The sequence below is a fragment of the Flavobacterium sp. MFBS3-15 genome, from assembly GCF_026107645.2.
In the GTDB taxonomy this organism is placed as follows: domain Bacteria; phylum Bacteroidota; class Bacteroidia; order Flavobacteriales; family Flavobacteriaceae; genus Flavobacterium.
The window spans coordinates 43868-70365 of sequence record NZ_JAPCHV010000021.1 but is presented as its reverse complement, the minus strand read 5'-3'; the positions used below and the strand labels follow the sequence as shown (position 1 = coordinate 70365).

The following is a 26498-nucleotide window of genomic DNA, read 5'->3' as shown; positions in this document are numbered from 1 at the left end:
AAACGTATAACCTTTTATGGGCTAAAAAGGAGACTTTAAAATGTCAAAATCAGCATGCAAAGAAAAGTAAACTTAATTAAAATGAAAAAGGGGCTATCCTTTTGAGACAGCCCCTTTAATTCCGGTTCAATAAAGAATTAATTTTTTACAAATACCAACTCATCAATTTCATTTCCATTTCTTAATTTTAGCCTGCCTCCATTGCTTTCTGCAATGTCCCAAGTACCCTTCAGAGGCATAAAATCTTGTGCTTCAAAAATAACCTAAAATCAAGTTCATTCGCTTCGTTGATTATTATTGTCCAGTTTCCTTCATTCACAACCTCATCATTAGTAGCCAGAATCCTGTTATCTTCAAGAAAAACAAAGTAAAATCATTAAATTCGGCCGACCTGTTATGTCCATCATCAAGTAAAGAATTAGTTCGCCATGCCCCCGTCATGATATAGCTGATTATTTCTTCCTTTTTGGTATTCCTCACTACCTCTTCATCTTTGGCATTGTTCTCATAATCTGAACATTAAAGTGTAAACATTGAGCTAACAACCATCACAATAAGTAATCCTATCCTTTTCATAAATATTAAGTTTTAAAGTTTATATACGTCGAAATGACTGTGAACCGTAAACATATCCTTGCAGTTAAATTTCGTCATGTTAGAGTTATCTGAATTGTGTGATTATTAACAATATTCACGCAGCGTATTTAGATTTTATTATAAGTTTATCCAATCTTTTTAGGGAAAATCAGTATTTGCCTGTTTAGTTTTTTGTAATTTAACAGCCATTAACCAACCCCGATGAACGAGAATACAACTGCAGGCATTTGCGAGGAGCTTACTTTTGCCGGTTTTTTTAAAAGCCATGCCAAAACGCTGCGTAATTACCTATTCTATAAATTTGGAAACGAGGAACAGGCCGAAGACGTAACGCAGGAAGCCTTTATCAAACTTTGGGAGAATTGTGCTAATGTACCGCCTGAAAAGGCAAAATCTTTCCTGTATACTGTAGCCAATAATACTTCGCTAAACCACGTAGCCCACCAAAAAGTAGTGCTGGAATACTCCAAAAAGGCCAACCCGAATGCTCATGACAGCCAAAATCCTGAGTTTATAATGGAGGAAGAGCAATTTAAAGTTAAGCTGCAAAATGCAATTGCCGGATTATCGGAGGCGCAACGGAGCGCCTTCCTGCTGCACCGCATTGACGGAAAAAAATACCATGAAATAGCTGAAATTTTGAACATAAGCGTAAAGGCAGTGGAAAAGCGCATACATGGTGCCCTGCAGCAATTAAGGAAAGATATTGAAAATATAAGGTAGGGAATTCTAAGAATTGCCTGTTATAAACCTAAACAGAGGATAAAATGAAAGATGATGTTACATTAGCCAAATGGCTAAATAATGAAATGGATGCGGACGAGCTGAAAGCATTCGAAGCATCCCCTGAGTTTGCTACATACCAAAGGATACGTGAATATTCGGCGCAGCTTACTGCACCCGAAGCAGATATGGACAGCCTGTACCAGTCGATAAGCCGCAACAGGAACAGGCAGCAGCAACCAAAAGTACGCCGCCTGAACCCATGGCTCCCAAGAATTGCAGCAGTGCTTGTGATACTGCTTGGCGGAACTTTCTTCCTGTATACCACAAGGACCGCTACCGAAATAGCCGGAATGGGCGAAAGGAAGGAATTCCTGCTGCCGGATAATTCGGAAGTTGTATTGAATTCTGGATCTGAAGCCAAATTCAGGACCTGGAACTGGGATGGCAACAGGAGGATTGAGCTGGATGGCGAGGCATATTTTAAAGTGGCTAAGGGCGAAAAGTTCGATGTGGTTACCGACATGGGAACAGTTACGGTTGTTGGCACTCAATTTAACGTGAAGGCTCGTGAAGGCCGTTTTGACGTAACCTGTTTTGAGGGAAAAGTTAAAGTTGCCGACAGCGACGAGTCGATACTGCTTACGCCGGGAAAAAGCGTTACCTTTATAAATGGTAAGCTGACCCAACTGCCTAACCAGGAAGATATGCAGCCGGGATGGATTACCTACGAAACTAAATTTGCCGCAGAAAAGCTTCAAAACGTTATTGAAGAAATGGAGCGCCAGTATAAAATGGATATTAACCTAAAGACTTCACTGCCCGGTGGTGGTAAAAAGTTCACAGGTACACTCCCTATGAACGACATAGATACTGCTCTTATAACATTAGAAACCATATATGGATTGAAAGCTGAAAAAGCGGGCGATAAAATCATATTAAGGTAAGGTCTGAATGAGGTTTAACATCCGGCATTTTTTGCTGAGTAGCTGCCTTTTTTTTTTCGCCGCCAATGCTCTTGGCCAGGTCGAAAATAATGCTGTGGAACTCAAAAAAATACTGGAATCTATTGCACTGCAACATAATGTAAAATTCAATTTTGCCGAGGAAGATATATTCGGGCACAGCATTTTCCCGCCTCCCGCTACACTCCCGCTAAGGGCAAAACTGGTTTACATATCCAACCGCACCAACCTCCTGTACAAGGAAAACGGAAATTATATCATCATATATAAAGGCGCAAAAACCGATACCAACCGGCTTTGCGCTTTTGTAGTTGACGAATATGGGCAACCTGTTGATAATGCCGTAATACAATATGGAACCGACAAAAAGATCGTTACAGGCTCAGACGGGTACTTTGAGCTGCCCCGGCCTGTACTGACCGATCTGGTTGTAGGACAAATGGGTTTCCAGACGCGTACGGTAAAACCTAAAGAGCTACTGGACAACGATTGCAAAGAAATTGTCCTTAGCCTGGAAGTAAACGAATTGGAGGAGATTGTCACCGAACGCTACCTTACCTCTGGTATATCAAAAAAAAAGGATGGCAGCTTCAGCATCAAGCCGGATCAGTTCGGAATACTTCCGGGGCTCACCGAGCCTGATGTTCTGCTGGCCATGCAGCAGCTGCCCGGCATCAACAGCATAGACGAAACCGTTTCTAACATTAACGTAAGGGGTGGCACCCACGACCAAAACCTTTTTACATGGAATGGCATACGCCTTTTCCAAACCGGGCATTTTTTCGGCCTCATTTCCGCACTTAGCCCCAATCTCGCCCACCAGGTCAAAATATCCAAGAACGGAACGTCGGCTTTTTACGGCGAAAGCGTTTCCAGCGCCATAGACATCTCGTCCCGCCCTTCCGATATTGGCAACAATACCACCAGCCTTGGCACCAACATGATAGGGCTGGAATTTTACACCAGGATTAAGTCGGGCGAGAATGCCAACTTCGATATTTCGGCACGCCGCTCCTTTACCGATGTTCTGGACTTCCCCACCTATTCGAAATATTCTAAAAGGATTTTCCAAAACACGGTAGTAACACAGCTGAACAACAGTATGGATGTGAACTACAAGAGTGACAAGGAGTTCTTTTTTTATGACTTTACCGGTCAGTACCATCAGAAATTAGGTGATAAGGACGACATATATGTGGATATGCTGTGCATTAACAACAGTCTGGATTTTGCACAGGGTACCATCACGGAAACCCGCGTTGTTACCGAGGTAAGCGACCTCAACCAGCTTACCCTTGGGGGCACGGCGGCATGGAGAAGAAAATGGAGCGATACCCATACCAGTGAATTTGGCCTATATGGCTCGTACTATAATGTGGATGGCAGGAATGCCTCCATCGAATTCAACCAGGTAAAGGAACAGGAAAATACGATTCTTGATGCAGGATTCCACATTAGTGACTCCTACCGCCTTAACCCGCTGTTCAATATTAAGAGCGGCTACCAATATAATGAGATAGGCATTGAGAACGGGGATAAGGTGAACGAGCCGCAGTACAGCCGTACCGTAAAAGAAGTACTACGCAGCCATGCCCTAATCGGCGAGCTGGAATATGATTCTCCCAACCGCAAAATCTATTCCCGTGCCGGCATAAGGGGCAATTACATCGAACAGTTTGGCATGCTGTATGCCGAGCCGCGCATCCAGGTAAGCTTCTCCCCTAATGTATTATGGCAGATAGAGCTGCTCGCGGAGCAAAAAAGCCAGACAGCATCACAGATAGTAGAGCTGCAGGGTGATTTCCTGGGCATTGAAAAGAGGAGATGGATCCTCTCCAACGACAAAGACATCCCGGTGCAGCGCAGCAGGCAGGCATCTGTAGGGGTAACATATAAAGATAAGGGATGGCTGGTATCAATAGAGAATTTTTATAAAAAGGTAAACGGCATTACCAGTTATGGGCAGGCTTTCCAGGACCAGCTCGAACTGATACAGGCTACAGGGAGTTATACGGTAGTGGGTACTGAATTCCTGGTACAAAAGCAGTTTAAAGGCTTCTACGCCTGGCTGAGCTATACCTGGAATGATAATGATTACAGCTTTGACAACATAATTCCCGAAAAATTTCCCAGCAGCTTCGAAATAAAGCATACCGTCAATAGTGCCGCTATATACGAATGGCACAACTTTAAGGTTGCGCTTGGCTCGAAATGGTACACCGGCAAGCCTGTTACGCCGCCCCTCAGCCAAACTGTTGCCAATGTAGCCGATTCAGGGCCGGGCATCATATATGCATCGCCTAACTCTGCCCATATCGGTAATTTTTTCCAGGTAAATTTCTCGGCTTCCTATGTTTTCAATATTACTGAAAAATCAAGGTTGCAGCTTGGCGTATCAGTACTTAACATCTTTAACCGCAAAAACATCATCAACCGTTATTACCGCCTTAATAATGACAACGACGCCATTGAGGTAGTCAATACCTATTCGCTGGAACGCACCCCGAATGCACTTATTAAGCTTACCTTCTAAAAAAGAAAAAGCCCGCCGCAAAGTGCAAGGGGCCATTTCAGCTTTCAATATATAACCTTATTTTTTGACGATTTTTTTAGTTGCTGTAAGGCTGTTGCCAAACAGCACCTTTACCACATAGATACCGCTTTGAAGGCCGGAAAGGTCGATCCTGTCCGATGTGGCTTCCAGAACCGACTGACCAAGGGTATTAGTTACAGTAACTTTCTGTATTTCGCGGCCTTGCGTTTCAATAACCGCAATATCGTTCACCGGGTTCGGGTGAACGCTGAATGATTTTTCATTAAAATCTTCGGCATTAAGTGTCTGTGAAACGCTTTGCAGGAATACCGACATCGGGAAATAACCCTGCCCGTCGGCAAACTGCGCGTCCGGCACCTCTATCTTAAAACTGTGCGAACCTGCTGCAAGGTCGCCAAGCTCTATGGTGCGTATTGGCACCTTATCGCCCGGACACCAGTTGTTCCAACTCCAGGCAGCATTGGTATTAGGCCTCCATGCCCAGGTACCGTTAGAGTAGCATATTGCATAAATACAGTTGAACTGTGTATTATAAATACGATAGGGTACGCACGAAAGGCCGCCCGGCTTATATTGAAGCACTTCCTGATCGTCGAAATAGACAAAATGATCCCTCCTTACATACTCCTCTCCGTTGGTATTGGAACCATGGTTAGAGGTAATAAGATGCAGCTTTACGTTAGGCATCGCAGTAGGTAAATCAAAATTGATTGTCTTCACTGTTTCGCCCAGCACATCGGTGCCATCAAGCGTGTAATTCTTTAACTCGTACTTATACGACAGGGGAAGCATATAGTGGCTGCCATTAATGATACTGCTGTCGTAACCTGACGAAAAGCTAAGGCTGCCCATGTATACATCGTTCCTGCCCGCACAGCCCGGAATTTCTTCAGCTGCCCCGCCCTGCCCGGGTCCGCCCTGGTAGCCATATACTTCAAGCTCTATCCAAATGTTGTATTCTGCCGTAATATTGGCATCGTGGAAAATGTCTGTGAGGTAATCCACATCATATACATACGGTACAGCATTTGGGTTATTGACATTCTTATTCATGAATGGGGTAATGAAACGCCCGATCTCGATACGCTTAATGTTGGCATCATTATATTCATAGGTTGCCTGCCCTACCGGAACCAGCGTAAGGTTCACGTTGCCTATGCGGTCATAATTATCGCAAAGCGGGTTTAGGGTAACGGTCATGGTAAGCGTGTTGCCAAAGGAAGCAAGCTGCTCTGCGGTAAGCATTTTGGCATACGACCAGTTCTTGAGGCGAATCGCGCCCTGGGGAACAGGCTCGCTCACCGTACCCTCATACATGCCGTAATATACGGCCTGGTCAAATACGTTGAGCTCATAGGGAAATTGCGCCAATGCCTTCGTTGAGGCCAGCATGGTAACGCAAAAACAAAATAATAGTAAAGTTTTCTTCATAGTCGTGTAGTTTAAGGGGCTTAAATTAAGGAAAAAATTAGTTTTCAAACCCTTACAAACACGCTACAGCACGAATAACACGAATTTACCCTGAAATGTTATATTTAAAACTGGAAATAGATGAACGGCTGGGGCCCTGCCGACGCAGCAGCATATACCAGCCAGTATACCAGCCCCATCAGAATGCCTTTCACTACGAGTGGCGACTTGTCAAAGCCTTTTTTCATGGCCTGTGTTATGCCCTCAGGAAGGAAATGCCAAACATAGCCTATAAGCATGAGCAGGAATACGTTCTTGTAGCCCATGATGATGATTTCCCATTGCGCGGGATCGAAGGTTACATTGCCAATGTTGTTGATAAGGTCCAGCGCCACTGAAAAGTCTTTGGCACGGAAGAATATCCAGCAGAAAGCCACGAAATGGAACGTAAGCAGTACCGATACAAATGTCCAAAGGCTGCCCAGAGCTGTTGTTTTTCCCTCCTTACTTTCCGGGAAATATCCTGAAAAGAGCTTGTGGACCGCCAATGCAATGCCATGCAGCGCACCCCAGATGATGAACCTCAGGCTGGCTCCGTGCCACAAACCGCCCAAAAGCATGGTGGTAAGCAGGTTGACGTTGGTAAACATCGTACGTTCTTTATCTTTCTTTGCCAGCAGGAATGTCAGGCAGAATACCACTACCCCGCCAATGGCAATGAAAAGCGGTATATTGCTTGTAGGGGCATATGTTATACCCCAAACAATGAGGCCAAAGAAAAAGAGTGCCGGAAATAAAAAGCCGGCAACGGTGCTGTTTCGGTTACCCCCAACGGAGATATAAAGAAAATCTTTCAGCCAGGTAGACAGTGATATGTGCCACCTCCTCCAGAACTCGGTAATGGAAGCCGACTTATATGGTGTGCGGAAGTTGGTCGGCAGTTTAAACCCGAGCAATAAGGCCACCCCTATCGCCATGTCGCTGTATCCCGAAAAGTCACAATAAATCTGTATCGTATACCCATATGCCGCCATAAGGTTCTCGAAAGCCGTATAGCTGTTGGGCGAGTCGAATACGCGGTCGACGAAGTTGATGGATATGTAGTCGGAAATGACTGTTTTCTTTATCAATCCTCCTATGATGAGAAACAGCGCATAGTTGACATCCGACCTGGTAAGCTGCAATTTCGAATAGATCTGCGGAAGGAAATCTTTAGCCCTTACGATAGGCCCGGCCACAAGCTGCGGGAAGAACGATACGAAGAACAGGTAATCGACATAATTTTTTGCAGGGGTTATTTCCTTGCGGTAAATTTCAATGATATAGCTGATGGATTGGAAGGTATAGAACGAGATACCTACCGGCAGCAATACTTTATGAAAGGTGTAATTCCACCCGAAAAGCGTGTTGGTACTCTCCAGGATGAAGGTAGTATACTTAAAATATCCCAGGAAAGTAAGGTTTACAATAACGCTGAACCACAGGTAAACCCGTCGCTGTACCGTGCGCTGCTCCCTGTACAGGAAGTAGCTGAGCGTATAATCCACAACAGATGACATGAGCAATAGAAGGAAATATACCCCGCTGGAGTTGTAATAGAAAAATAACGAGAAAACAATGGTATATACCAACCGCATCCGGAAGGTATCGCGAAGCATGATATACCCTGCATAGAACATCAGGAACAACGCCAGGAACCTGCCCGTGTTGAACAGCAATGGCGACTCCGGATCGTAGATAAACCAATTTCCTACATCCTGCCATGTCAATTGCGGCAAAAAATCATTCAGCTGCATCAGTCCCTGTTGGTTTTAAAATTATCGTATGCGTTGAGCAAAGCCTCGGTAAATAGTGTCCCTTGCTTTTCGTATCCCGGTTTTGAATAGTGTACCTTATCGCCCGCCATGAGCCCCTGGGCCGCATTGCGGTTCACGCCGAACAGGCCGCCCATTTCAGTAAACAGATCCCATGAGGCATAGTTTTTGGCCGTTTCCTGCATCAGTATCTCTTTGGCATAGCTGGCCACAAAAGTGTTGGGGTATTTTCTGCGGAACTGCGACGGCGGAGGTGTCATGATAAGTACGCAGGCCTCGGGGTTATTTGCCCTTACATTCTCTATGAAGAGGTTCATTTGGGCAATGTAATCCTGTGCTCCCATTTTATCGAACGACTCGTTAGTACCCAGCGAGACCACGATAAGGTCGGGCTTCAGGGCCTTCATGTCATTAAAGAAACGTGGGTACTTGTTATAATCCGACGCCTTGGCACCGTTGACCCCGATGCTGTGGTATATCAGGCCCGGCTCATCCTTTTCCAGCACCAGCCCGTTAAGGCTAAAGCTTTTGGCATTGCCGCCCGGAAGCAGGTACAGCTTTGAGAGCGGGGTATCGCTGTGGTAAAAACCGGAATAGCGGTCATAGTTTATTCCAAGGGGGATGAACTCTGAACGCTTCACCTCTTTCTTTTGCATTTGGCTGGTCGGTATCGTCAGGGTTTTTCCTGCCCTGATATTATCCGACTTCAGGCCGTTGGCTTTCTTGAGTTGCGCAACGGTTATGTCATATTTGTTAGCGATACTGCCAAGCACCTCGCCATTTTTTATCTTGTGGGTGATCTTTTTCGGCACAGTAGATTCGAGGACAATGGTCTTTGAGCTTGTTGCAAGATCGAAAGACGGCACCGTATCTGCCGTAATTATGCGTATGGTATTGAACGCATAAGATTCGTCCCTTACATTCATCTCTATCACAAAATTCTCGAGGGTGTTGAGCGCTATGCCGCTAAGTCCCACCTCCATTCCTTTTTCCGGTGTGTAGATGTTACGTCGGCTGTTCCATGAAACATTGGAGCTAAAGGTTACATAATGGCCTCCGTTGGTTTTCGCCAAGCGGTGCGGAAAGGTAAACCCGCAGCCCGCATTGCCAAAGCGCGCCTGCAATGTTTTGCGTATCATGCCTGTCATCAGGTCGGCCTGTATGTGGGAGTCGCCTATGTGCACAATGTTCACCTTGCCGCCTTTTTCCTTTTCCAGGCTGTACAGCTTTTCAAAAAACAGGTTGAGCGACGAAGTATTGGTGATGATGTTGTTGCCAACCACGAATTGTGTAGTATCAGTAGCAATGCTGTCCATCGCCACGGCAAGCGAATCTGTCTGTGCGGCAGATTTGCCCCCCATAAGCAGCAAAAAAGCCATGAATATGAGTAGCCTACTGCGCATGGGTGGTATCTTTTTTACGGATGATGGTGTCTTTCCTAATGGCCGGTTTTTTTGCCGGTTCCGGTTTAGGGTTCCCTGCCTGCGCTGCACGCACCTGTGTGGGCTTTTCTGTCTTTGGCGTATCGATAGGTGTGGCAGACACCGGCTTGGGCGCAACATGCGTTTTGAAGCCCCTCAGCCTTTTGTATTGCTCGTAGCCGCCATTGATCTGGTTCCATATCAGGTCGGAGATTTTCTTGGAGCCGCGGAAGTTGAAGTGCGTATAATCTTTATTGGCCAATGCAGGCGCTTCCTCCTCTACCCATTTCACCATAGAGCCATCGCCGCCCATGAGGGTATAGAGGTTTACGTAAGACGACTGGGTTTTCACCGCATAGCGTTTTTGCGCCGTGTTAAGCGGCACTACGGCCGAATCGGTCTTCATTTCCAGTCCGTACTTCTTCGATTTGTCCGCTGTAGAGATGATGAGTATGTCGACACCCGGGAAACACTCGCGCAGGTGCTCCACTACTTTTGCCATGCGCTTTTCGTACCAGCCGAAATTCAGCGAGCCGTTGCCCAGTACGTTGGTGCCGTATTGCAGCACGATAAGGTCGTAACCCAGCTTTTCGTTGAACGCCTTCATCACATTGGTGTTGAAAGATCCTATAGGGAGCCCTGAGTTGCCACGGTTGGAGAAATTATCCACGTGTACGCCCCTGCCGTCATCAAAGTTAAAGCCATAGAATGGGATCGAGTCCGCCGCGATAAAGTCCGCCCTGAAGCCTTTCACATCACCGGCCACATTCAGGGTGTTCAGTGTGCTTACAGGGTTCAGTTTTTTGCGCAGCGTGTCCCGCCCAACAATCACATTCAGGCGCCCTTCACGGTTACCCGACCTGCCATAGAACAATGTAGGGTTGTTCAGTTGGGTAAGGTGCTTTACGTTGTTGGCCTTGTAGCGCACCCAAACAGGATTGATGGTGTCGTGCTTTACAAAGAATACATGCCCGTTCACGCCAAAGGGGCTGCGCGGCGACTTTACGTTTAGGAAGGATTGTGTTTTCCAGTTGGTCGAAAACTGGTGTGTGATGGTGCTGCGCGATGGCGCCGATTCGGAAGTGATGCTCACAAAACCTACGCCTTCGCCCCCAAAACGCTCCTGCAGGCTCGCCCTGAAATCTTTTACGATAAGATCGCCATCGGTCATGGAGTCACCAAAATAGGCAATGCGCACCTTACCCTGCTTTGTGTTTTCCAGTTGCAGCAGCTTTTCATAAAAGTTGACCAAATGCTGGTAGCCTTTATAATCTTCAAAAGTTTCCGCGGGGAATTTGATGCCGTTGGTCGCCTTAAAGGTGATTTTCCTGTTGCTTAGGGTATCTGTTTCCGTTGTGCCGCCCTCAGCCTCAATCGCTTCGAGCATCAGGCTGTCGACCACCACATTTTTGGTGGAGGCGGTTTCGGTAAATATCTTTTCGGGCAAAAACGCCTTGAATCCCAGCATCGCAACAATGGATATTGCAATAATGGCAAACGACTGGAAAAAATAAGGCTTATCCTTCTTATTCGGTATATTCTCTTTCACAAAAAGCCTGTTTTAAAATTACATGCGCTCCGGCACGCCAATCCCCAGCAGGCCGAATGCCGATTTGATGGTTTCGCCCACTTTTTTGGAAAGCTGGATACGGAAGATCTTTTCGTTCTCCACCTCACTGCCCAATACAGGCACGCTCTGGTAGAATGAGTTGTACTCCTTCACCAGGTCGTAGGTATAGTTGGCTATGAGCGCCGGGCTGTGCCCTTCGGCGGCGGCCTGGATGATCTCAGGGTATTGCGCCACCATCTTCAAAAGCTCTTTTTCCTTTTCGTGCAGGTTGATGTCTTCAACGGCAAGTGTTACCGCGAAATCGAACTCCGCCTTGCGCAGCAGCGACTGGATCCTGGCATAGGTATATTGTATGAACGGCCCTGTGTTGCCCGCAAAGTCTACCGACTCCTCCGGGTCGAACAGGATACGTTTTTTAGGGTCTACTTTAAGGATGTAGTATTTCAGCGCGCCAAGCCCGATGATGCGGTGCAGGCGAGCCTTGTCCTCGTCCGAATAGCCTTCGAGCTTGCCCAGTTCTTCGGATATGTTTTTAGCGGTCGAAACCATTTCGTCCATCAGGTCGTCGGCATCTACCACGGTACCCTCACGGCTTTTCATTTTGCCGGATGGCAGGTCGACCATGCCATACGACAGGTGGTACAGGTTGGCAGCCCAGTCGAAACCGAGTTTTTTCAGGATGAGGAACAACACCTTGAAGTGGTAATCCTGCTCGTTGCCTACCGTATAAACCATCCCGCCTACATCCGGGAAATCTTTTACCCTTTGTATGGCCGTACCGATATCCTGCGTTATGTATACCGAGGTACCGTCGCGGCGCAGCACCAGCTTTTCGTCAAGGCCTTCATCGGTAAGGTCAATCCACACCGAGCCATCCTCTTTTTTATAGAATACGCCTTTTGCAAGGCCATCGGCAACAACATCCTTACCTAAAAGGTAGGTATCGCTTTCGTAGTAATTCTTATCGAAGTCAACACCAATGTTTTTGAATGATGCCTCAAATCCTTCGTATACCCAGCCGTTCATTTTGTTCCAAAGGCCTTTTACGGCTTCATCGCCTGCTTCCCATTTCAGGAGCATAGCCTGAGCTTCTTTTAATATAGCGGTCAGCTTTTTGGCAATTTCTTTAAGCTCTCCCTCTTTTTCGTTAATTTTGGACTCCAGAGTGGTTAGTGGCTTTACCGCATTTTCAAAAGCTGCTTTGTCTTTATCAGGAATATCGGCATATTTCTCAGTACGCAGGTCTTTTATCATGGTATGGAAAGGAACATCATCCTTCGAAGAATTGAAATACTCCTGAATACCAACATTTATTCCACCCGGAAGTTCGAAGCCTGATTTCTTTTCTTCATAAACATTTCCAAGCTTTACAACTTCCTCTTTTAGTGGTGTAACGGCGCTTTCAACCTCGGGGAAACCAGAAAAGTCACCTTCCCAAAATTTTTGCAGCAGCGGTTTTACCTCATTCTGCAGTTCCTTTTCAAACCTCACATAATAATTCCCCACCAGCTTGTCGCCTTTCACTCCTGCACTCTCCGGGGTCTCACCGTGTCCGAACTTCTCATACGCCAGCATTGACTTACAGATGTGGATGCCCCTGTCGTTGATCACCTGGGTTTTATACACCTTTTTGCCCGATGCCTCGATAATATTCGCCACCGAATAGCCGAGCAGTACGTTACGCACGTGGCCCAAATGCAGGGGCTTGTTGGTGTTTGGCGAAGCATACTCCACCATCACGGCCTTACCGCCCTCAACAGGTTTTTGCGTGCCGAAGTTTTCGTCGCCCTTGATGCCGTTGAAGAAGTCGATGTAAAATCTGTCGGAAATGACAAGGTTAAGGAACCCGCCGCCCGCTACATTGAACTTTTCCACCTCATCGGTGTTGTCCACAAGGTACTGGCCAATGGCGCTACCAAGTGCGGCCGGGTTGCTTTTTACCAGCTTCAGCAGTGGGAAAATAACCATGGTGATATCGCCCTCAAATTCCCTTCGGGTCGCCTGCAGTTCTATCTTTTCAACAGAAATACCGAACAAAGCTTCAACCGCTTTTTGTATGTGTGGGACAAGGATTTGTGATAACACCATTTTAGTATATTTTTTTAAGGGTGCAAAGATAAAAATTTTTAAGCAACGTATTGAGTGGAAAAAACTTAAATTATTCAGTCGAAAAGTCTTAATGTCGAAAGTTGTAAAGTCACACAAAGTTTTAAAGCCAAAAGTCGAAACGACGAAGCCCTATACAACTTATAGTTATCGACCTTAACCTTTCATTCCCAACTATGGCTGACTGCTTTTACTGTCTGTTTACGGCTTTAGAACTTTATGGCTTTTCGACTTGAAAACTTTCGACTTAAAAAAAATCACTTTTCCTGTAACAAAACGACCGATTAATGGTCTTATGGGTATATGCACAAGTTAGCGACATTAAAAAATCATTAATTTATGCATTAAAAGGTACTTTGTATTGCATATTAGTTTAAAAGCCGTACATTTGCACCATCATCAATCATCAATCAAAATACGAACATGAACTTCAAGTTGCTGTTAGTGCTCCTGTTTGGGGGCATCATGACCATGAACGCCCAAAACCCGGGCAGCATTTCCGGAAAAGTAATCGACTCTAATACAAAGGAAACAATCCCTTACGTAACTATTTCAGTTAAAGAGGGCGATGCCGTTATCTCCGGCGGCATTACCGACGACAACGGTACCTTTTCCGTAAAAAACCTGCCGCTGAAAAGCTACACGGTAGAGATCCTTTTCATGGGTTATAAAGCACAGCACCTTACAGCTAACCTTACCGCCGACACCAAAACCCTGGATCTTGGCACCATAACCATGGAAGAGGAAGCCACAATGCTGAACGAAGTGGAAGTGGTTAAGGAAATCTCGACCATTGAGCAGAAAATCGACCGCAAGGTGATTACCGTAGGCCGTGACCTTACGACCGCAGGGGGTACGGCAAGTGAGATCATGAACAACATCCCCTCGGTAAACGTAGACCAGGACGGCAAGATTTCCCTGCGCGGCAACCAGAATGTAAGGATACTTGTCGACGGCAGGCCTACTAATATCGACCCGGCGCAATTGCTGAAGCAGATACCATCGACCTCCATCAAAACGATAGAACTGATCACCAACCCGAGCGCCAAGTACAACCCTGAGGGCATGAGCGGGATCATCAACATCATCCTTCATAAAAACGCGAACGATGGCTTTAATGGTAACTTCAACGCGGGTGTGACCTTCGGCGAAACACCCAAATTCAACAACTCACTCGACATGAACTACCGTACCGGGAAGGTGAACTTCTTCGGCAACATAGGCAGCAATTTTGGCAAGTACTTCAATAACGGCCATGTAGAGCGCCACGACATCATGTCAGACCAGCTGGTAGATGTTATAAACGATAATGAAGGCGTATTGGGCAAAATCGGGATGGACTATTACATCAACGACAATAACACGCTTTCGTTCTATACCAACCAGAACTATTTTACCGGCGAGGCGACCATCGGGACCGACATTGTATATGGCGCAGGCACGGGACTTGACAATATTTCGCAGCGTTCGGCGCTGGATGGTGACAACAAAAACAACTCCTACAACGTAGCCTATAAGCATAAATTTACGAAAGAAGGCCACACGCTCGACTTTGAGGCCAACTATAACGACTCCCGCAGCACGCAGGATGTGCGCTACCGTACGGTTACAGGCACAGAAACGCCGGTACTTTACGCAGACCGCCTGATTGACGACCGCACCAACGTAACAGCCAACCTGGACTACGTGAACCCGCTTACCGAAAAGTCGAAACTGGAACTGGGCGCAGAGGCAAGGCTCATCCGTACCGATAACACCTACAACACCACCAACCCGAACGTGACCAACCCCAACCTGATGGATTCAGGGTACACGTATGACGTAGACATTTACTCGGCGTATGCCACCTTCGGGCAGCGATTTGAAAAGTTCAGCTACCAGTTGGGTGCGCGTTTTGAGAGCTACCAGGTAAACAACGACTTCAACAACGGCCAGGCCGTATTCAAGGACGATTACTTTACCGTATACCCGTCGGCTTACCTTACCTATACGCCAAGCGTGAGCAATATGTACCAACTGAGCTTCAGCCGCAGGGTAGACAGGCCAAGCATCGAGCAGACCAAGCCGGTGAGGGAATTCTCAACACCGCTGCTTACCTCGCTGGGTAACCCGGAACTGTTGCCGCAGTTCACCCAGTCGGTAGAGTTCAACTATACCCGTATGTTCGGGCAGGGCTCTTCCATTACCGGAGGCGTGTACTACAGGTTCATCAACGATGAGATCAACAGGATCTTCTACCCGGATGAGTCGACTGAAAATACCCAGGACCAGATCATGAGCTTTGGCAACTTCGATAAGAACAGCGCTTATGGGTTTGAGCTTTCGGCCAATTACAAGATATTCAAATGGTGGGACATCCAGCCGGCCATCGACTTCTCGAGCATCTCGCAAAGGGGTACGGTGTCGGTACTGGAACCGGGGTCTGATGACGATTACGAAATGGTAGAGCGCAGTGTGGACGTGAATGCCTTCAATGCGAGGCTTAACAGCAACTTCAGGGTCAACCAGCGCCTCAGCTTCCTGCTGTTCGGGTTTTACAGGGGAGCAGTGAACGGCGTGCAGAATGAGAGCAAGGATATGTACAAGATCGACAGCGGTGCACGCTACAGCCTGCTGGACAACAAGATGTCGCTCAGCCTTCGCTTTAATGATATGTTCAACATGATGCACTACGGCTTCAGCGCCGACAACCCATTCCCGCAAAGCGGCGAGTTCCGTTGGGAAAGCCGTACGGTATACTTCGGGCTTAACTACATGTTCGGCGCCGGTAAGAACAGGGCCATGCAGCGCAAGCAACGCGATGACAACACCAAGCAGAGCGGCGGTGGCATGTTCTAAAAAAGAATAGTTATTTTTTTCATATAATTAGGTTTAGTAGTTAGTTAAACCCCGGATAGTTGCGAATCCGGGGTTTTTTGTTTTTCATCCCCAAATATAAAAGGTCCTCTCCCCGGCCCTCTCCAAAGGAGAGGGAGACGGGATGTGCTTACTCAGGCGTAAATGTTGGCGATTCTTGGAGTGAAAGGTTTGGGTTTACCTCTCTGCTATATTCCTGCTTTCGGCTTTACCCCACCAAAAAAGCGGGGTACCGCCTCTATCAGGGCTAAGATGGAAAGTTTTTGGGTGTGTTTGGAGTGCTGTGTGCGCTCCGTGAAGTCTCCCGACTTTGCGGAAGTGGTGAAAGGTCTCTGTCCTTTTATTGCATGTCAGGAGACATGGCTAACGCCTCCACAAAGCCGGGAGATTTGTGGAGCGGGCTAAATTTTATATTTTTCCTTCGCTTCGTCATTACTTATATAGATTAATGATGGTGGCCCACCTCCATGCATTTCTGCAAACTCAAAACGCAGCTCCCAAAATCTTTTATCTTTTGGATCTTGATATAAAATTAGCCATTCAGAATTATCGCGGGCAATTTCTGTTAGATAATTTTTTCTTAACCAATCAATTCGTTCACAATCATTATTGGCTGCAAGTTCTTTTCCTGCCAGTATCCACTGACATTTTATTTCATTCTCTGTTACCAATATTTTCATGCAGTTAAACAATGTTATTTAATTTAAAAATATAAACCTTGAATATCAATCCTACCTCACCACCTTCACCATCCAGTCCGTTACTTCCTTCAAGGCAACAGGCGAAAAGGTCTGCTCTAATTCGCCATACTCGCTTGGAGCACCCGTTGCGCTTTCCTGGAACAGGTGGTTGAGGCCCGGCAGCACTTTGGTGGTCACCTTTTTGTTGCCGCTTTTCTGCGCCGCGCGCTTTACAGCATCCAGGTTGGCTGTTGGGGCCACCTGCAGGTCTTTGTCGCCGTTGAGGGCCAATATCGGGCACTGCACTTTTTCGAGTACCGGGGTAGGGTTATTGCGAATGAAATTGCTGTACCACGCTGATCCCATTTCGGCTACCTGTATGTCGATATACTGCCCTACCTGGTCTTTCGGGATGCCCTTGGATATGAAAATGGGCTTGAGCTGCTGGTCGAAAATGGTATATAATTTAGCCTTCAGGGTATTCGGCTGGTTTTCGGCCTTTATGGCATCATACAATTGGCGGTTGATGGCGCCCAGCTTGGTCAGTTCGTCTTCGGGCATGCCGTTGGCTTTACCCATCATATAATTTTGCAGCAGCATGAGTTCATCGCCCGGTATGGCAACGCCGGCCAGCATGACCACAAATGCCACGTCAGGATGTTGGGAGGCCACGAGGGGCGCGATGATGCCGCCTTCGCTGTGGCCCAACACGCCTATCTTGTTCTTGTTGATTTCCTTCCTGGTCTTGAGGTACTGGAAAGCCGCTTCGGTATCGGTGGCAAAATCTTCGGTGGTAGCTTTGGAAAACTTCCCCTCCGACTTCCCCACACCCCTGTCGTCATAACGGAGTACGGCAATGCCCGCGCGCGTAAGGTGGTCGGCCAAAACCAGGAACGGCTTGTGGTCCAATATCTCCGAATCACGGTTCTGGGGGCCGCTCCCTGTTATTAATATAACTGCGGGAAAGTTTCCTTCTTTTTTGGGGAGTGCGAGTGTCCCGGCAAGGGTTATGCCGGCTTTTTCGTTCTTAAAGGTTACATCTTCTGTGTGGTATGGGTAAGGCTTGGCGGGTTCCTGTGGGCGTACCTTGGCCTTCAGCACCACTTCTTCCCTGCCGAAGTCGAGCGGGATGCCCTGGCGGTTTTGCGTAAAGGTGCCTTTAAACACATTGTTTTCCAGTGTCCCCCTGTAATCAATGCCTGCCATGGGGATGGTAAAAGCAAAGATGTTATTCTCAAACAGTACAGTCTCAGCAGGTATGGGTTTATCGCTTTGTTCCGGCACCAGCATGGTTGCGGTGTAGGCACCGGCATCGTTCTTGGCTATGTTTACGGTGATGCGCAGCTGCCCGCCGGGAAACGTAAGCAGGCCATGCCACGGCCCGGTGATGTCCTGTGCAAAAAGGGTTGCGGAGAATAGTAAAAGGAAGAAGGCAAGGGTATTTTTCATCAAGAGTAAATTTTGATAAAGATAGCCAAGATTGCTTATAACCAAAAACAAAAAAACTCCCGTGCAGGGAGCTGTGTTTAAAACTTATTCCGGATATAGTATTTGGAATCCAGTTCGTCGTCTTCAATGATGTTCATCTGCGTCATGGGCTTGGGCTTTTTGGCCGCCACCTTTTTCTTCCAGCTTTCAAAATCATCGGCAGGCAGTTGTTTACGCATAATTTCGGTTACATCCTTTTCAGGCAGGCCGAATATTTTTTTGATCTCGTCAAAAGGTTTTCTTTCCTCCCGGGCAAGCGTTACGATCCTTTGTATCGCTTCCCTGTCCAGCTCCGGACGGCTGCTCTTTTTCATCAGGCAAAAAATTAAAATCAGGTAATTAAGTAAATGTTTACGATTCGTTAATCAATATTACTAAAAAAAATAATCCATTCGCAAAATACAATGTTATTTTTCATTTTTTTGGGAAGTTGGAATTTTCAGGCATATAACCGGATTAAAATTTACAAATCATTCAATCCTGTAGCCTTTTTATCTGATAATCAATGGCAAGATAGATTTTAAAACCAAAAACAAAGTAAGCAAATTCTTATGATTCGATTAAAATTTTGTATACAGCCATGCCCAATACAGCAATGCCAGCTGTAGCGGCAGCCTGAGCAAGAGTATCCATCCGGATATACCCATGCCTGCTTTTTCATTCATGAGCATGTATACATTGGCGGGGAAAACCGCAATAAGCAATGCGATGATGCCCCACGCGGCAAGTGCCGTAAATTCGGGGATGCACAGTAAGACACCGAGGAGGATTTCGGCAGCGCCGCTGATGTAATTAAGCGTCTTCGGTGCGGGAAATGCAGGCGGGATCATGCGCACGTACATCCTCGGCACCCGGAAGTGGTTGATGCCTGCCAGGATATACAGCGATGCCATCAGATAAAGGTGCCAGGGTAATGCCATGCGTGTGTTTTACCCAAAGATAGCGAATCAGGACCATCAAAACTAAAAAAATCCAACCACATAGAAACATAGGCTCTATAGCCGGTGACTGGCCTATAAAGGGAAAATATTTCCACATAGATGAAGCTTCGCTTCATTCTCTGTGTCGCTCGATAGGGCTTTATAATTGTACCCTATAAATCCTATGTCCCTATGTGGTAAAAAAAATTATGTAGTGCTGTCCCTGCCCGGCAGCTTTACATTCATCAAAACAATGGCACCGAGGATGAGTGCGATGCCCGTCCATTGCAGCAGGCTCACTTTTTCCTGCAGGATGAAAAACGCCATCATTACCGATACAGGAAGCTCCAGCGAGGCCACAATGCTGCCCAACCCCAGCCCGGCATGGGGGAAGCCTGCGTTGAGCAGGATTGGCGGGATGATGGTACCAAAAAGCGCCAGCACGATGCCCCAGGTAAGGAAGATCTCGAAGTTGAAAGTGCCTGTCCATGTGTAAGCCGTAAATGCCAGCACCACCACCGCACCGCCAAAAAGCATGAACAGGCTGCGCTGTGCCGACGATACGTGCGTAGCTATGGTATTGCTCGTAAACATGGTCGCGGTGAACGATGCCGCCGCGAGCAGTCCGAAGGATACGCCCTTGATATTAAGCGCGTCGATATTGCCGATGAGGTTGGCCGCCAGTACCGTACCCACAAGCACTATGGCCACAGCAAACAGTTTTTTGGCCGAAGGTATCTTTTTGGCGATGATGGCTTCCAGGAGCACGCTCATCCATACGGTTTGCATGAGCAGGACAATGCAGATGGAAACAGGGATGCCAAAATATACCGCGAGGTAATAGAACACGCTGGTAAAGCCCATCGATGTACCCGCAATCATCAGCTGCGAACGGTCTTTGGCCGAAGCCTTAACCACTTCCTGCTTCTTTTTCGCTTTTTGGAATATGTTGATGAGCAGCATGCCCAGTATGCCCAAAAACATCTGCGATGCGGTAACCTCGGCCGTGGTAAAGCCATCCTTGTAGGCCAGCTTTACAAACGTGGCCAGCATTCCGTAGCTGGATGCGCCAAGGCCAACCAGTATAACCCCCTTCAATACATTTTTTTGCGACATGGTGCTGAAAATTAAAAAGCGGGCAAAGATAGGGCTTAGATTTAATCCGGGCGTTAAAATGCGGTGTTCTTTTTATATATTTGGCCCAACTTATCACACACATAATGAAAAATGTTATTGTTTTCCTCCTGCTGGCTGCCTGTTTTTATGGCAATGCACAGGAAAAGATATATTTCGATAAAAACTGGAAAGAGACCACCGAAGCCAATGCCGCCTTTTACAGGACAACAAAAAAAGAAGGTAACTTGTATGTTATAAACGACTACTTCATAAAAGGGCAGCTGCAATTTACAGGCACGTCTTCTACCCCAACAGATCCACTGGCGCTGGAAGGCAGGGCAGCGTGGTATTATGCCAACGGAAACAAAGAGCGCGAAGGCACTTTTAAAGCCAATATGCCTAACGGAAAAATGACCACCTACTATCCGAACGGAAAAATAATGGATGAAACGGAATATGCCAACGGAAAACGGCACGGGATGCTGAAGGTATATTTCCCTACCGGCGAGACCAAGCTGGAGACGTATTATGAGAATGACAAGAACAACGGCAGCCATATATTATACGAATCGCCCAATGTAAAAAAGGAAGTGTGGCATTTTAAAAACGATGTGCCCCACGGCACCTATGAGATATATAATAATGGCAGGCTGTTTAACAAAGGGAGCGCCTTCGAGGGTTTCCAGGATGGTGAATGCATCGAAAACTATTACAGGGAAGAGGATAAGCTGCGGTGGAAATATACGGTTAAAGACAAAATGCTGCACGGCACTTATTATGAATATGAAACAGACGGCACCATTGCAATAAAGGGCGAATTTAAAAACGGGGTACCGCTTTCTTTTGAAGGCCGGTCGCTGGGTGTTGTCAACGGCAGCGAATTCAGTTCGAAGATGGTGCTTAAAAAAGGCATTGAGAACTGGGAGTTTTTCCGTGACGGAAAGCTGATACTGCAAGCCTACTACAAAGAAGGCAAAAAAACAGGCGTATGGAAAGCCTATACGTTTGACGGGAGCAAACTCTATGAAACCTATGACTATACCAATGCCGACTGCCGTGTACAGTATTTGCAGGGAGCCAAGCTTGGCTATACCACCCACCTGCCAATGGAAGAAAGGTTTCGCGGAAACGGCGATGTGCTGCGTGACAGGGATTGTGAAGGTGTCGTGATAACCGAAATGGCCAAGGCAAATGAAGCTGAATCGTACGACCTGCATCCGTTTTATCATTCCAAACCGTACGAAGACCGAAATACAACGGTGGCAGCCAATGAAAAAGTGAACCGGCGCACAAATGCGCCGGACGAAGATTTCGATTACAAAGAACCGGCACGCAAAAAGGAGTTCCTGACTAAAAACAACTGCATCGATAATTTTGATACAAAATTCCCCGGCATCACTAAATGCGAAAGAATGTTCGACGGGTATGTATTTAAAGTATTCACGTCCACAAATAAAGAGAGGCTTTTAGAACTTAAAAAGCAACTGAAGCCCGCAGAGAATGAAATATTGTTCTATTACCAGGAATACGAACAGCGGGTATATAAACCCGGAGAATTACCCAGGGACCGCTACATGGGCTTCGGCATTTCCGAAACCATGGTGGCCGCCCTTAAAAACAAGGTAATTGAAACATGGTACATCGGAAAACACCTTGAGCACGACTTTTTTAATATCGATGACTTTATGGGTTCATCGGCAGTCGATGCGCTCAAAAAAGAAGCAGGCATGTAACATAACCCAGTCCCAAATAAATAAAAAGATTTGCCCTAATAATTACTCACGCAAATTTCACAGACTTATAATGAAAAAAATCTCCCTACTTTTTGGATTATTCTTATCTCTCATGTCATTTACAGCTAATGATTGCAGCATTTTACACAACGGCACCTTCACTTATAAAGATGAAGACGGCGAGCCTATATTGGTAGTAATTGACGATAACAAACACACCGAATATCATAAAAACAAAAAATACACTATCCAGTCGACGATTAAATGGATAAATAATTGTGAATACCATGCCACACTTGTAAAGGCCACACTGCCTAATTTCCCCTTCAAAAAAGGAACGGTCATGAAAGTTGCAATAGACAAAGTAGATGGCGATGACATTTACCTGGCATGCTCTGTAAACGGATCCAAATTCGAAAGCAAACTCACTAAGAAGAAGGAAGCAACACCGGTTGAAGATTAATTCATCGGTAATAATAAATTAGCGCTTTATACAGTTATCAGGTAATACCCTACACCTTACCTATATGACCCGTACCATTACCCTTCTCCTGTTGGGGCTGATGAGCTGCATTGGCGCTCCTGATACCGACACAGCCTCAAAAAAGAAAATCCCGAAAGACTATACCTCAAAACACACGGAGGCACTGGCCTTTTGCAAAAAGGAAAAGTTCAACGAGGACTATTACTTCCTGCTGGACATGAGCATCCATTCGGGCAGGAACCGCTTTTTCATTTATGATTTCAAGGAAAAAAAGGTGATTGACTCCAATGTGGTAACCCACGGCAGCTGCGACATCCACGAGGATAATGATAAAAAATGGGAAAAGGCAAAGTTTAGCAATGCCGACGGCAGCCACTGTACCGCACTGGGCAAATATAAAATAGGCAAGCGCGACTACAGTTCGTGGGGCATCAAGGTAAAGTACTGGATGCACGGTCTGGAAAAGACCAATAACAATGCCGTAGCACGCGTAGTAGTACTCCACTCGTGGACGGCAGTGGCTGATACTGAAATATTTCCCGACTATTCGCCGCTAAGCTGGGGCTGCCCCGCAGTATCGGATAACTTTATGCGAAAACTGGATACCCGGCTGCAAAAGGCCGAAAAGCCTGTTTTGCTGTGGATTGTTGAGTAGTCACATCATTTTTCCGCCTCTTCCATGAGGTCGCTCAGGTGTACCCGTAGTGCGCGCACCGAGATGCTGATTTCCCAAAACGACACCGCAAGCGAGACCAGCAGGAGCAGCAGGCTCAACCCGAATACATAGGCACCCCAGTCCTGCACGCCGCCAAACAGCAGCGCCATGGCAAAAACCGAGAAGAACAGGCTCAGCACACCATACATCTGCATGTGACGGATGAGCGTGAGGCGCAGGCTAAGGTTTTTGATCTCGACCAGAATGCTTTTGTTTTGGTTTTGCTGGTAGCTCACCTTCAGGCCGCGTACGATGGTGGCTATGGTAAGAAAGCGGTTGGTATAGGCCAAAAGTATGAGCGATGTGGCGGAGAATAAGAGTGCGGGAGTTTCTATGGGGAGGGTCATTTGATTTTATATTTTTTATTGATTATTGTTTATTGAGGAGGGGAGCATTATATCTTCCAATTATGTAGAATACGTTATTCTATGATTTAATGTCTATACAGGTACCTCAAAAAGCCTTATAATTTTCTAACCAATACTTCTGGATGAAATCCCATTTATCGGCATAATATCCCGGTTCACGGGGAATCGATTTTACAAGTATCTCTTTTCCTTCGGTAATTTTTGAAACAAAAATACCATTTTTCTCTTCCTGCTCGCAGCCTATGCCTTCGATTTGACCAATGCTATAGGCCACATAATCATTAATGTAAAAAAGAATACTGTACCAATTCAAATCAGCACATCCCCCTGAACTGTAAGAGTAATAATAATTGGTTCCTTTCAGCTTATGTGTGTCTCTATAACTGCTAAATCCTTTGACAAGCTTAAAATTATTGGTTTTATAGTCAAAGAGTCCAAGTTCATATGCTATGTAGTTACCGTTATAACCAACAAACATATCTTTGTATCCGTCTTCGTTAAAATCATTAAATTTTATATGCCAAATACCCTCCTTTTCACTATACAGGGTATCGTTTTCATCATTAAGTACAAAAGCTCTTTCAGAAGTACCCCAGCAAGCTTTAAACCATTTATTATTAATATATGCGGAATCACATATGAGACGGAATTCATCTGCTTCAACCCTGTTTGCGGATTTGCCAGCATTATTGCCTGATTGCTCATTTTGAATCGGATTAATGATAATTTTAACTGGTTTTTCCTCCCGGCATGAGACTAAAAGGATTAAAATAAATAGTTTGATATAGAATTTCATTAGTTAAGATTTCCGGATATAAATATAAAACAAAAAAACCTGTAGCTCTCACTACAGGTTTCTATTATCTGCTTATATATACCCTAAGGTCATATCCAGATGCCCTTAAAATCGCATCGGCTACACCCTAAATTCATCTTATTATACCCCTAAAATTACTTTATTAGCTCAAAACTCCTCTTAACGAAGGCTGTAAGCTCCTCGCCTTTGAGTAAATTTTGGCTCAGCTTGGCAAGGTCGAGCGCCTGCTTCACCAAAGCCTCCTGATGCGACTTGTCATCGCTGTTCAGGATGCTGGAGGACAGCTCGTGATTGGTGTTTACCACAAGGTTGTACATGTCAGGGAAGTTGCCCATCCCGAACATCCCGCCACCGCCGGTCTGGCTCATTTCCTTCATGCGGCGCATGAACTCCGGCTGCGTAATCATGAAGGGCGCGGCACTGCTATCCATCGCCTCAAGCTGTACGGAGTACCCTGATTTGGGCACGAATTCCTCAATAGTGGTTTTTAGTTTTTCTTTCTCCTCATCGCTCAGTTTCGATAGCTGCTCCTCGTCTTTTTTGATAAGCTTGTCGATATGGTCAGCATCTACACGAGCGAAGGTAATGTTCTCATTATCAGCCTCCAACTTTTGGATAAGGTGCGACACGATTGGTGAATCCAACAGAAGCACCTCGTAACCTTTTTCTTTGGCGGCTTCGATGTAGCTGTGCTGCGCATCTTTGTTGGAAGCATACAGCACGACCAGTTTGCCGTCTTTATCAGTTTGTGTGGCAGCCAGTTTTTCCTTCAGTTCATCAAGGGTAAAGAACTTTTCGTCCACTGTAGGGTACAGCACAAAAGCGCCTGCCTTCTCATAGAATTTAGGCTCGCTCAGCATGCCGTACTCCAACACAATCTTGATATCGTTCCACTTCTGCTCGAAATCTTCGCGGTTCTCGGTAAAGAGTGACTTCAGCTTATCGGCCACTTTGCGGGTGATGTAGTTGGAAATCTTCTTCACGGCACCGTCTGCCTGGAGGTAAGAACGCGATACGTTCAGCGGGATGTCCGGGCTGTCGATTACGCCGCGCAGCATGGTAAGGAATTCCGGTACGATGCCCTCTACGTTATCGGTCACAAACACCTGGTTTTGGTACAGTTGGATCTTATCCTTTTGCACCTGTAGGTCAGAGGACAGTTTCGGGAAGTACAATATACCTGTCAGGTTGAACGGATAGTCTACATTCAGGTGTATGTTGAATAGCGGCTCTTCAAACTGCATCGGGTACAGTTCATGATAGAAGGCTTTATAGTCTTCTTCTGTCAGGTCTGCAGGCTGTTTTGTCCAGGCCGGGTTAGGGTTGTTAATAATGTTGTCTACCTCAACCTCTTCAGCTTTAAAGTCTTCAGGAGCATCCTCAGGCTTCGGAAGCGTCTCTTTGCGGGTACCAAACTTGATAGGCACCGGCATGAACTTGTTATATTTTTTAAGCAATTCGCGGATGCGGCCTTCCTCAAGGAATTCGGTAGAATCCTCGGCAATATGCAGGACGATTTCTGTTCCGCGGTCGGTCTTATCTGATGGCTCGAGGGTAAATTCCGGGCTGCCGTCGCAGGTCCAGTGTACGGCAGGCTCATCTTTATATGACTTGGTGATGATCTCAACCTTTTCGGCCACCATGAAAGCAGAATAGAATCCAAGGCCGAAATGGCCTATGATACCGGAATCCTTAGCAGAATCCTTATACTTTTCGAGAAATTCCTCAGCACCTGAAAAGGCTACCTGGTTGATGTATTTTTCAACCTCTTCGCCAGTCATACCAAGGCCCTGGTCGATGATGTGAATCTTTTTGCCTTCCTTATCGACCTTCACTTCAATAACGGGACTGCCATATTCTACTTTGGCTTCCCCAATACCGGTAAGGTGCTTTAGCTTAAGGGTAGCATCGGTGGCATTTGACACGAGCTCACGCAGGAATATCTCGTGGTCGCTGTATAGGAATTTTTTGATTAGGGGAAAGATGTTCTCTACTGAAACATTGATTTTTCCTGTTGTCATAAATCGAATCGTTTTAAAGTTTGTCGAAAATCCTACGTCAAATAAGATACCAATATTACTCCCGTGACAAATTGGCACTTATTATTTGATATCGTTTATCTTATATGTCCAATCATATTTTGTAAAAAATTTCAGGCCTT

20 protein-coding genes and 1 pseudogene are annotated in these 26498 nt (G+C 46.1%); 7 read left to right on the top strand and 14 right to left on the bottom strand.

Features of this window, described 5'->3' with window-relative positions; genetic code table 11:
- Positions 1-798: 798 nt before the first annotated feature.
- The 3 genes from OGH69_RS16445 to OGH69_RS16435 all read left to right on the top strand — a co-directional run bounded on the left by OGH69_RS16445 (position 799) and on the right by OGH69_RS16435 (position 4818).
- A complete protein-coding gene (locus OGH69_RS16445; RefSeq protein ID WP_265175582.1) occupies positions 799-1320 on the top strand; it encodes an RNA polymerase sigma factor in 522 nt (173 codons plus the stop codon).
- A gap of 44 nt (positions 1321-1364) precedes the next feature.
- Positions 1365-2267 carry a FecR family protein gene (locus OGH69_RS16440; RefSeq protein ID WP_265175581.1) on the top strand — a complete coding sequence of 301 codons (903 nt, stop codon included), beginning with the start codon at positions 1365-1367 and terminating at the stop codon, positions 2265-2267.
- 94 nt (positions 2268-2361) lie between these two features.
- Positions 2362-4818, top strand: a complete 2457-nt coding sequence (locus tag OGH69_RS16435; RefSeq protein WP_265175580.1) for a TonB-dependent receptor — start codon at positions 2362-2364, stop codon at positions 4816-4818.
- A 57-nt stretch (positions 4819-4875) separates the two neighbouring features.
- Here the strand turns inward: OGH69_RS16435 and OGH69_RS16430 are convergent, their stop codons facing one another.
- The 6 genes and pseudogenes from OGH69_RS16430 to argS (OGH69_RS16405) form a co-directional block, all read right to left on the bottom strand.
- On the bottom strand, positions 4876-6270 hold the full coding sequence (locus tag OGH69_RS16430; protein ID WP_265175579.1) for a peptide-N-glycosidase F-related protein: 1395 nt from the start codon (positions 6268-6270) through the stop codon (positions 4876-4878).
- Between the two features lie 104 nt (positions 6271-6374).
- Positions 6375-8045, bottom strand: a complete 1671-nt coding sequence (locus tag OGH69_RS16425) for an MBOAT family O-acyltransferase (protein WP_265175578.1) — start codon at positions 8043-8045, stop codon at positions 6375-6377.
- Entirely contained in the window at positions 8045-9466 is a 1422-nt protein-coding gene (locus OGH69_RS16420) for a LysM peptidoglycan-binding domain-containing protein (RefSeq protein ID WP_265175577.1), read from the bottom strand. Before OGH69_RS16420 ends, OGH69_RS16425 begins: the two co-directional genes overlap by 1 nt.
- A complete protein-coding gene (locus OGH69_RS16415) occupies positions 9456-10952 on the bottom strand; it encodes an SGNH/GDSL hydrolase family protein (RefSeq protein ID WP_265175584.1) in 1497 nt (498 codons plus the stop codon). The genes OGH69_RS16420 and OGH69_RS16415 overlap by 11 nt, the downstream gene beginning before the upstream one ends.
- Before the next feature lie 99 nt (positions 10953-11051).
- Positions 11052-12308 (bottom strand): arginine--tRNA ligase, encoded by a 1257-nt coding sequence (gene argS / locus OGH69_RS16410; RefSeq protein ID WP_372339344.1) that lies wholly within the window; start codon positions 12306-12308, stop codon positions 11052-11054.
- Between the two features lie 189 nt (positions 12309-12497).
- Positions 12498-13142: pseudogene (gene argS, locus OGH69_RS16405) on the bottom strand (arginine--tRNA ligase); the annotation flags it as partial.
- A gap of 441 nt (positions 13143-13583) precedes the next feature.
- Here argS (OGH69_RS16405) and OGH69_RS16400 point away from each other — a divergent pair.
- Entirely contained in the window at positions 13584-15998 is a 2415-nt protein-coding gene (locus tag OGH69_RS16400) for a TonB-dependent receptor (protein WP_265175575.1), read from the top strand.
- 419 nt (positions 15999-16417) lie between these two features.
- Here OGH69_RS16400 and OGH69_RS16395 read toward each other — a convergent pair whose 3' ends face one another.
- The 5 genes from OGH69_RS16395 to OGH69_RS16375 form a co-directional block, all read right to left on the bottom strand.
- Complete coding sequence (locus OGH69_RS16395; RefSeq protein ID WP_265175574.1) at positions 16418-16696, bottom strand: Imm27 family immunity protein; 279 nt, start codon at positions 16694-16696, stop codon at positions 16418-16420.
- Between the two features lie 51 nt (positions 16697-16747).
- Positions 16748-18145, bottom strand: a complete 1398-nt coding sequence (locus OGH69_RS16390) for an alpha/beta hydrolase family protein (protein WP_265175573.1) — start codon at positions 18143-18145, stop codon at positions 16748-16750.
- A gap of 77 nt (positions 18146-18222) precedes the next feature.
- On the bottom strand, positions 18223-18498 hold the full coding sequence (locus OGH69_RS16385; protein ID WP_265175572.1) for a DUF2805 domain-containing protein: 276 nt from the start codon (positions 18496-18498) through the stop codon (positions 18223-18225).
- Positions 18499-18744: 246 nt separating this feature from the next.
- On the bottom strand, positions 18745-19104 hold the full coding sequence (locus OGH69_RS16380) for a DoxX family protein (RefSeq protein ID WP_265175571.1): 360 nt from the start codon (positions 19102-19104) through the stop codon (positions 18745-18747).
- A 207-nt stretch (positions 19105-19311) separates the two neighbouring features.
- Positions 19312-20220 (bottom strand): EamA family transporter, encoded by a 909-nt coding sequence (locus tag OGH69_RS16375; protein WP_265175570.1) that lies wholly within the window; start codon positions 20218-20220, stop codon positions 19312-19314.
- A gap of 104 nt (positions 20221-20324) precedes the next feature.
- Between OGH69_RS16375 and OGH69_RS16370 the strand changes: the two genes are divergently transcribed.
- The 3 genes from OGH69_RS16370 to OGH69_RS16360 all read left to right on the top strand — a co-directional run bounded on the left by OGH69_RS16370 (position 20325) and on the right by OGH69_RS16360 (position 23092).
- Positions 20325-21953, top strand: a complete 1629-nt coding sequence (locus tag OGH69_RS16370) for a toxin-antitoxin system YwqK family antitoxin (RefSeq protein WP_265175569.1) — start codon at positions 20325-20327, stop codon at positions 21951-21953.
- 112 nt (positions 21954-22065) lie between these two features.
- Positions 22066-22416, top strand: a complete 351-nt coding sequence (locus OGH69_RS16365; RefSeq protein WP_265175568.1) for a hypothetical protein — start codon at positions 22066-22068, stop codon at positions 22414-22416.
- A 64-nt stretch (positions 22417-22480) separates the two neighbouring features.
- Positions 22481-23092: a murein L,D-transpeptidase catalytic domain-containing protein gene (locus OGH69_RS16360; RefSeq protein ID WP_306354397.1), complete on the top strand. Its 612-nt coding sequence runs from the start codon at positions 22481-22483 to the stop codon at positions 23090-23092.
- Between the two features lie 5 nt (positions 23093-23097).
- On the opposite strand, the gene OGH69_RS16355 is transcribed toward OGH69_RS16360, so the two are convergent.
- From OGH69_RS16355 to htpG, 3 genes are all read right to left on the bottom strand, one after another.
- Positions 23098-23499 (bottom strand): DUF2721 domain-containing protein, encoded by a 402-nt coding sequence (locus OGH69_RS16355; protein WP_265175567.1) that lies wholly within the window; start codon positions 23497-23499, stop codon positions 23098-23100.
- A gap of 106 nt (positions 23500-23605) precedes the next feature.
- Positions 23606-24316, bottom strand: a complete 711-nt coding sequence (locus OGH69_RS16350; protein ID WP_265175566.1) for a hypothetical protein — start codon at positions 24314-24316, stop codon at positions 23606-23608.
- A gap of 155 nt (positions 24317-24471) precedes the next feature.
- Positions 24472-26358 (bottom strand): molecular chaperone HtpG, encoded by a 1887-nt coding sequence (gene htpG / locus OGH69_RS16345; protein ID WP_265175565.1) that lies wholly within the window; start codon positions 26356-26358, stop codon positions 24472-24474.
- Positions 26359-26498: the final 140 nt, after the last annotated feature.

What these genes read in the sequence shown, in the direction of transcription:
- OGH69_RS16430 (WP_265175579.1), bottom strand. Translation starts at nt 6,270, where the DNA reads ATGAAGAAAACTTTACTATTATTTTGTTTTTGCGTTACCATGCTGGCC.
- OGH69_RS16440 (WP_265175581.1), top strand. Translation starts at nt 1,365, where the DNA reads ATGAAAGATGATGTTACATTAGCCAAATGGCTAAATAATGAAATGGAT.
- OGH69_RS16380 (WP_265175571.1), bottom strand. Translation starts at nt 19,104, where the DNA reads ATGGCATTACCCTGGCACCTTTATCTGATGGCATCGCTGTATATCCTG.
- OGH69_RS16390 (WP_265175573.1), bottom strand. Translation starts at nt 18,145, where the DNA reads ATGAAAAATACCCTTGCCTTCTTCCTTTTACTATTCTCCGCAACCCTT.
- OGH69_RS16445 (WP_265175582.1), top strand. Translation starts at nt 799, where the DNA reads ATGAACGAGAATACAACTGCAGGCATTTGCGAGGAGCTTACTTTTGCC.
- OGH69_RS16350 (WP_265175566.1), bottom strand. Translation starts at nt 24,316, where the DNA reads ATGAAATTCTATATCAAACTATTTATTTTAATCCTTTTAGTCTCATGC.
- OGH69_RS16400 (WP_265175575.1), top strand. Translation starts at nt 13,584, where the DNA reads ATGAACTTCAAGTTGCTGTTAGTGCTCCTGTTTGGGGGCATCATGACC.
- htpG (WP_265175565.1), bottom strand. Translation starts at nt 26,358, where the DNA reads ATGACAACAGGAAAAATCAATGTTTCAGTAGAGAACATCTTTCCCCTA.
- OGH69_RS16385 (WP_265175572.1), bottom strand. Translation starts at nt 18,498, where the DNA reads ATGAAAAAGAGCAGCCGTCCGGAGCTGGACAGGGAAGCGATACAAAGG.
- OGH69_RS16395 (WP_265175574.1), bottom strand. Translation starts at nt 16,696, where the DNA reads ATGAAAATATTGGTAACAGAGAATGAAATAAAATGTCAGTGGATACTG.
- OGH69_RS16365 (WP_265175568.1), top strand. Translation starts at nt 22,066, where the DNA reads ATGTCATTTACAGCTAATGATTGCAGCATTTTACACAACGGCACCTTC.
- argS (WP_372339344.1), bottom strand. Translation starts at nt 12,308, where the DNA reads ATGATAAAAGACCTGCGTACTGAGAAATATGCCGATATTCCTGATAAA.
- OGH69_RS16355 (WP_265175567.1), bottom strand. Translation starts at nt 23,499, where the DNA reads ATGACCCTCCCCATAGAAACTCCCGCACTCTTATTCTCCGCCACATCG.
- OGH69_RS16415 (WP_265175584.1), bottom strand. Translation starts at nt 10,952, where the DNA reads ATGCTGGGATTCAAGGCGTTTTTGCCCGAAAAGATATTTACCGAAACC.
- OGH69_RS16375 (WP_265175570.1), bottom strand. Translation starts at nt 20,220, where the DNA reads ATGTCGCAAAAAAATGTATTGAAGGGGGTTATACTGGTTGGCCTTGGC.
- OGH69_RS16360 (WP_306354397.1), top strand. Translation starts at nt 22,481, where the DNA reads ATGACCCGTACCATTACCCTTCTCCTGTTGGGGCTGATGAGCTGCATT.
- OGH69_RS16425 (WP_265175578.1), bottom strand. Translation starts at nt 8,045, where the DNA reads ATGCAGCTGAATGATTTTTTGCCGCAATTGACATGGCAGGATGTAGGA.
- OGH69_RS16370 (WP_265175569.1), top strand. Translation starts at nt 20,325, where the DNA reads ATGAAAAATGTTATTGTTTTCCTCCTGCTGGCTGCCTGTTTTTATGGC.
- OGH69_RS16420 (WP_265175577.1), bottom strand. Translation starts at nt 9,466, where the DNA reads ATGCGCAGTAGGCTACTCATATTCATGGCTTTTTTGCTGCTTATGGGG.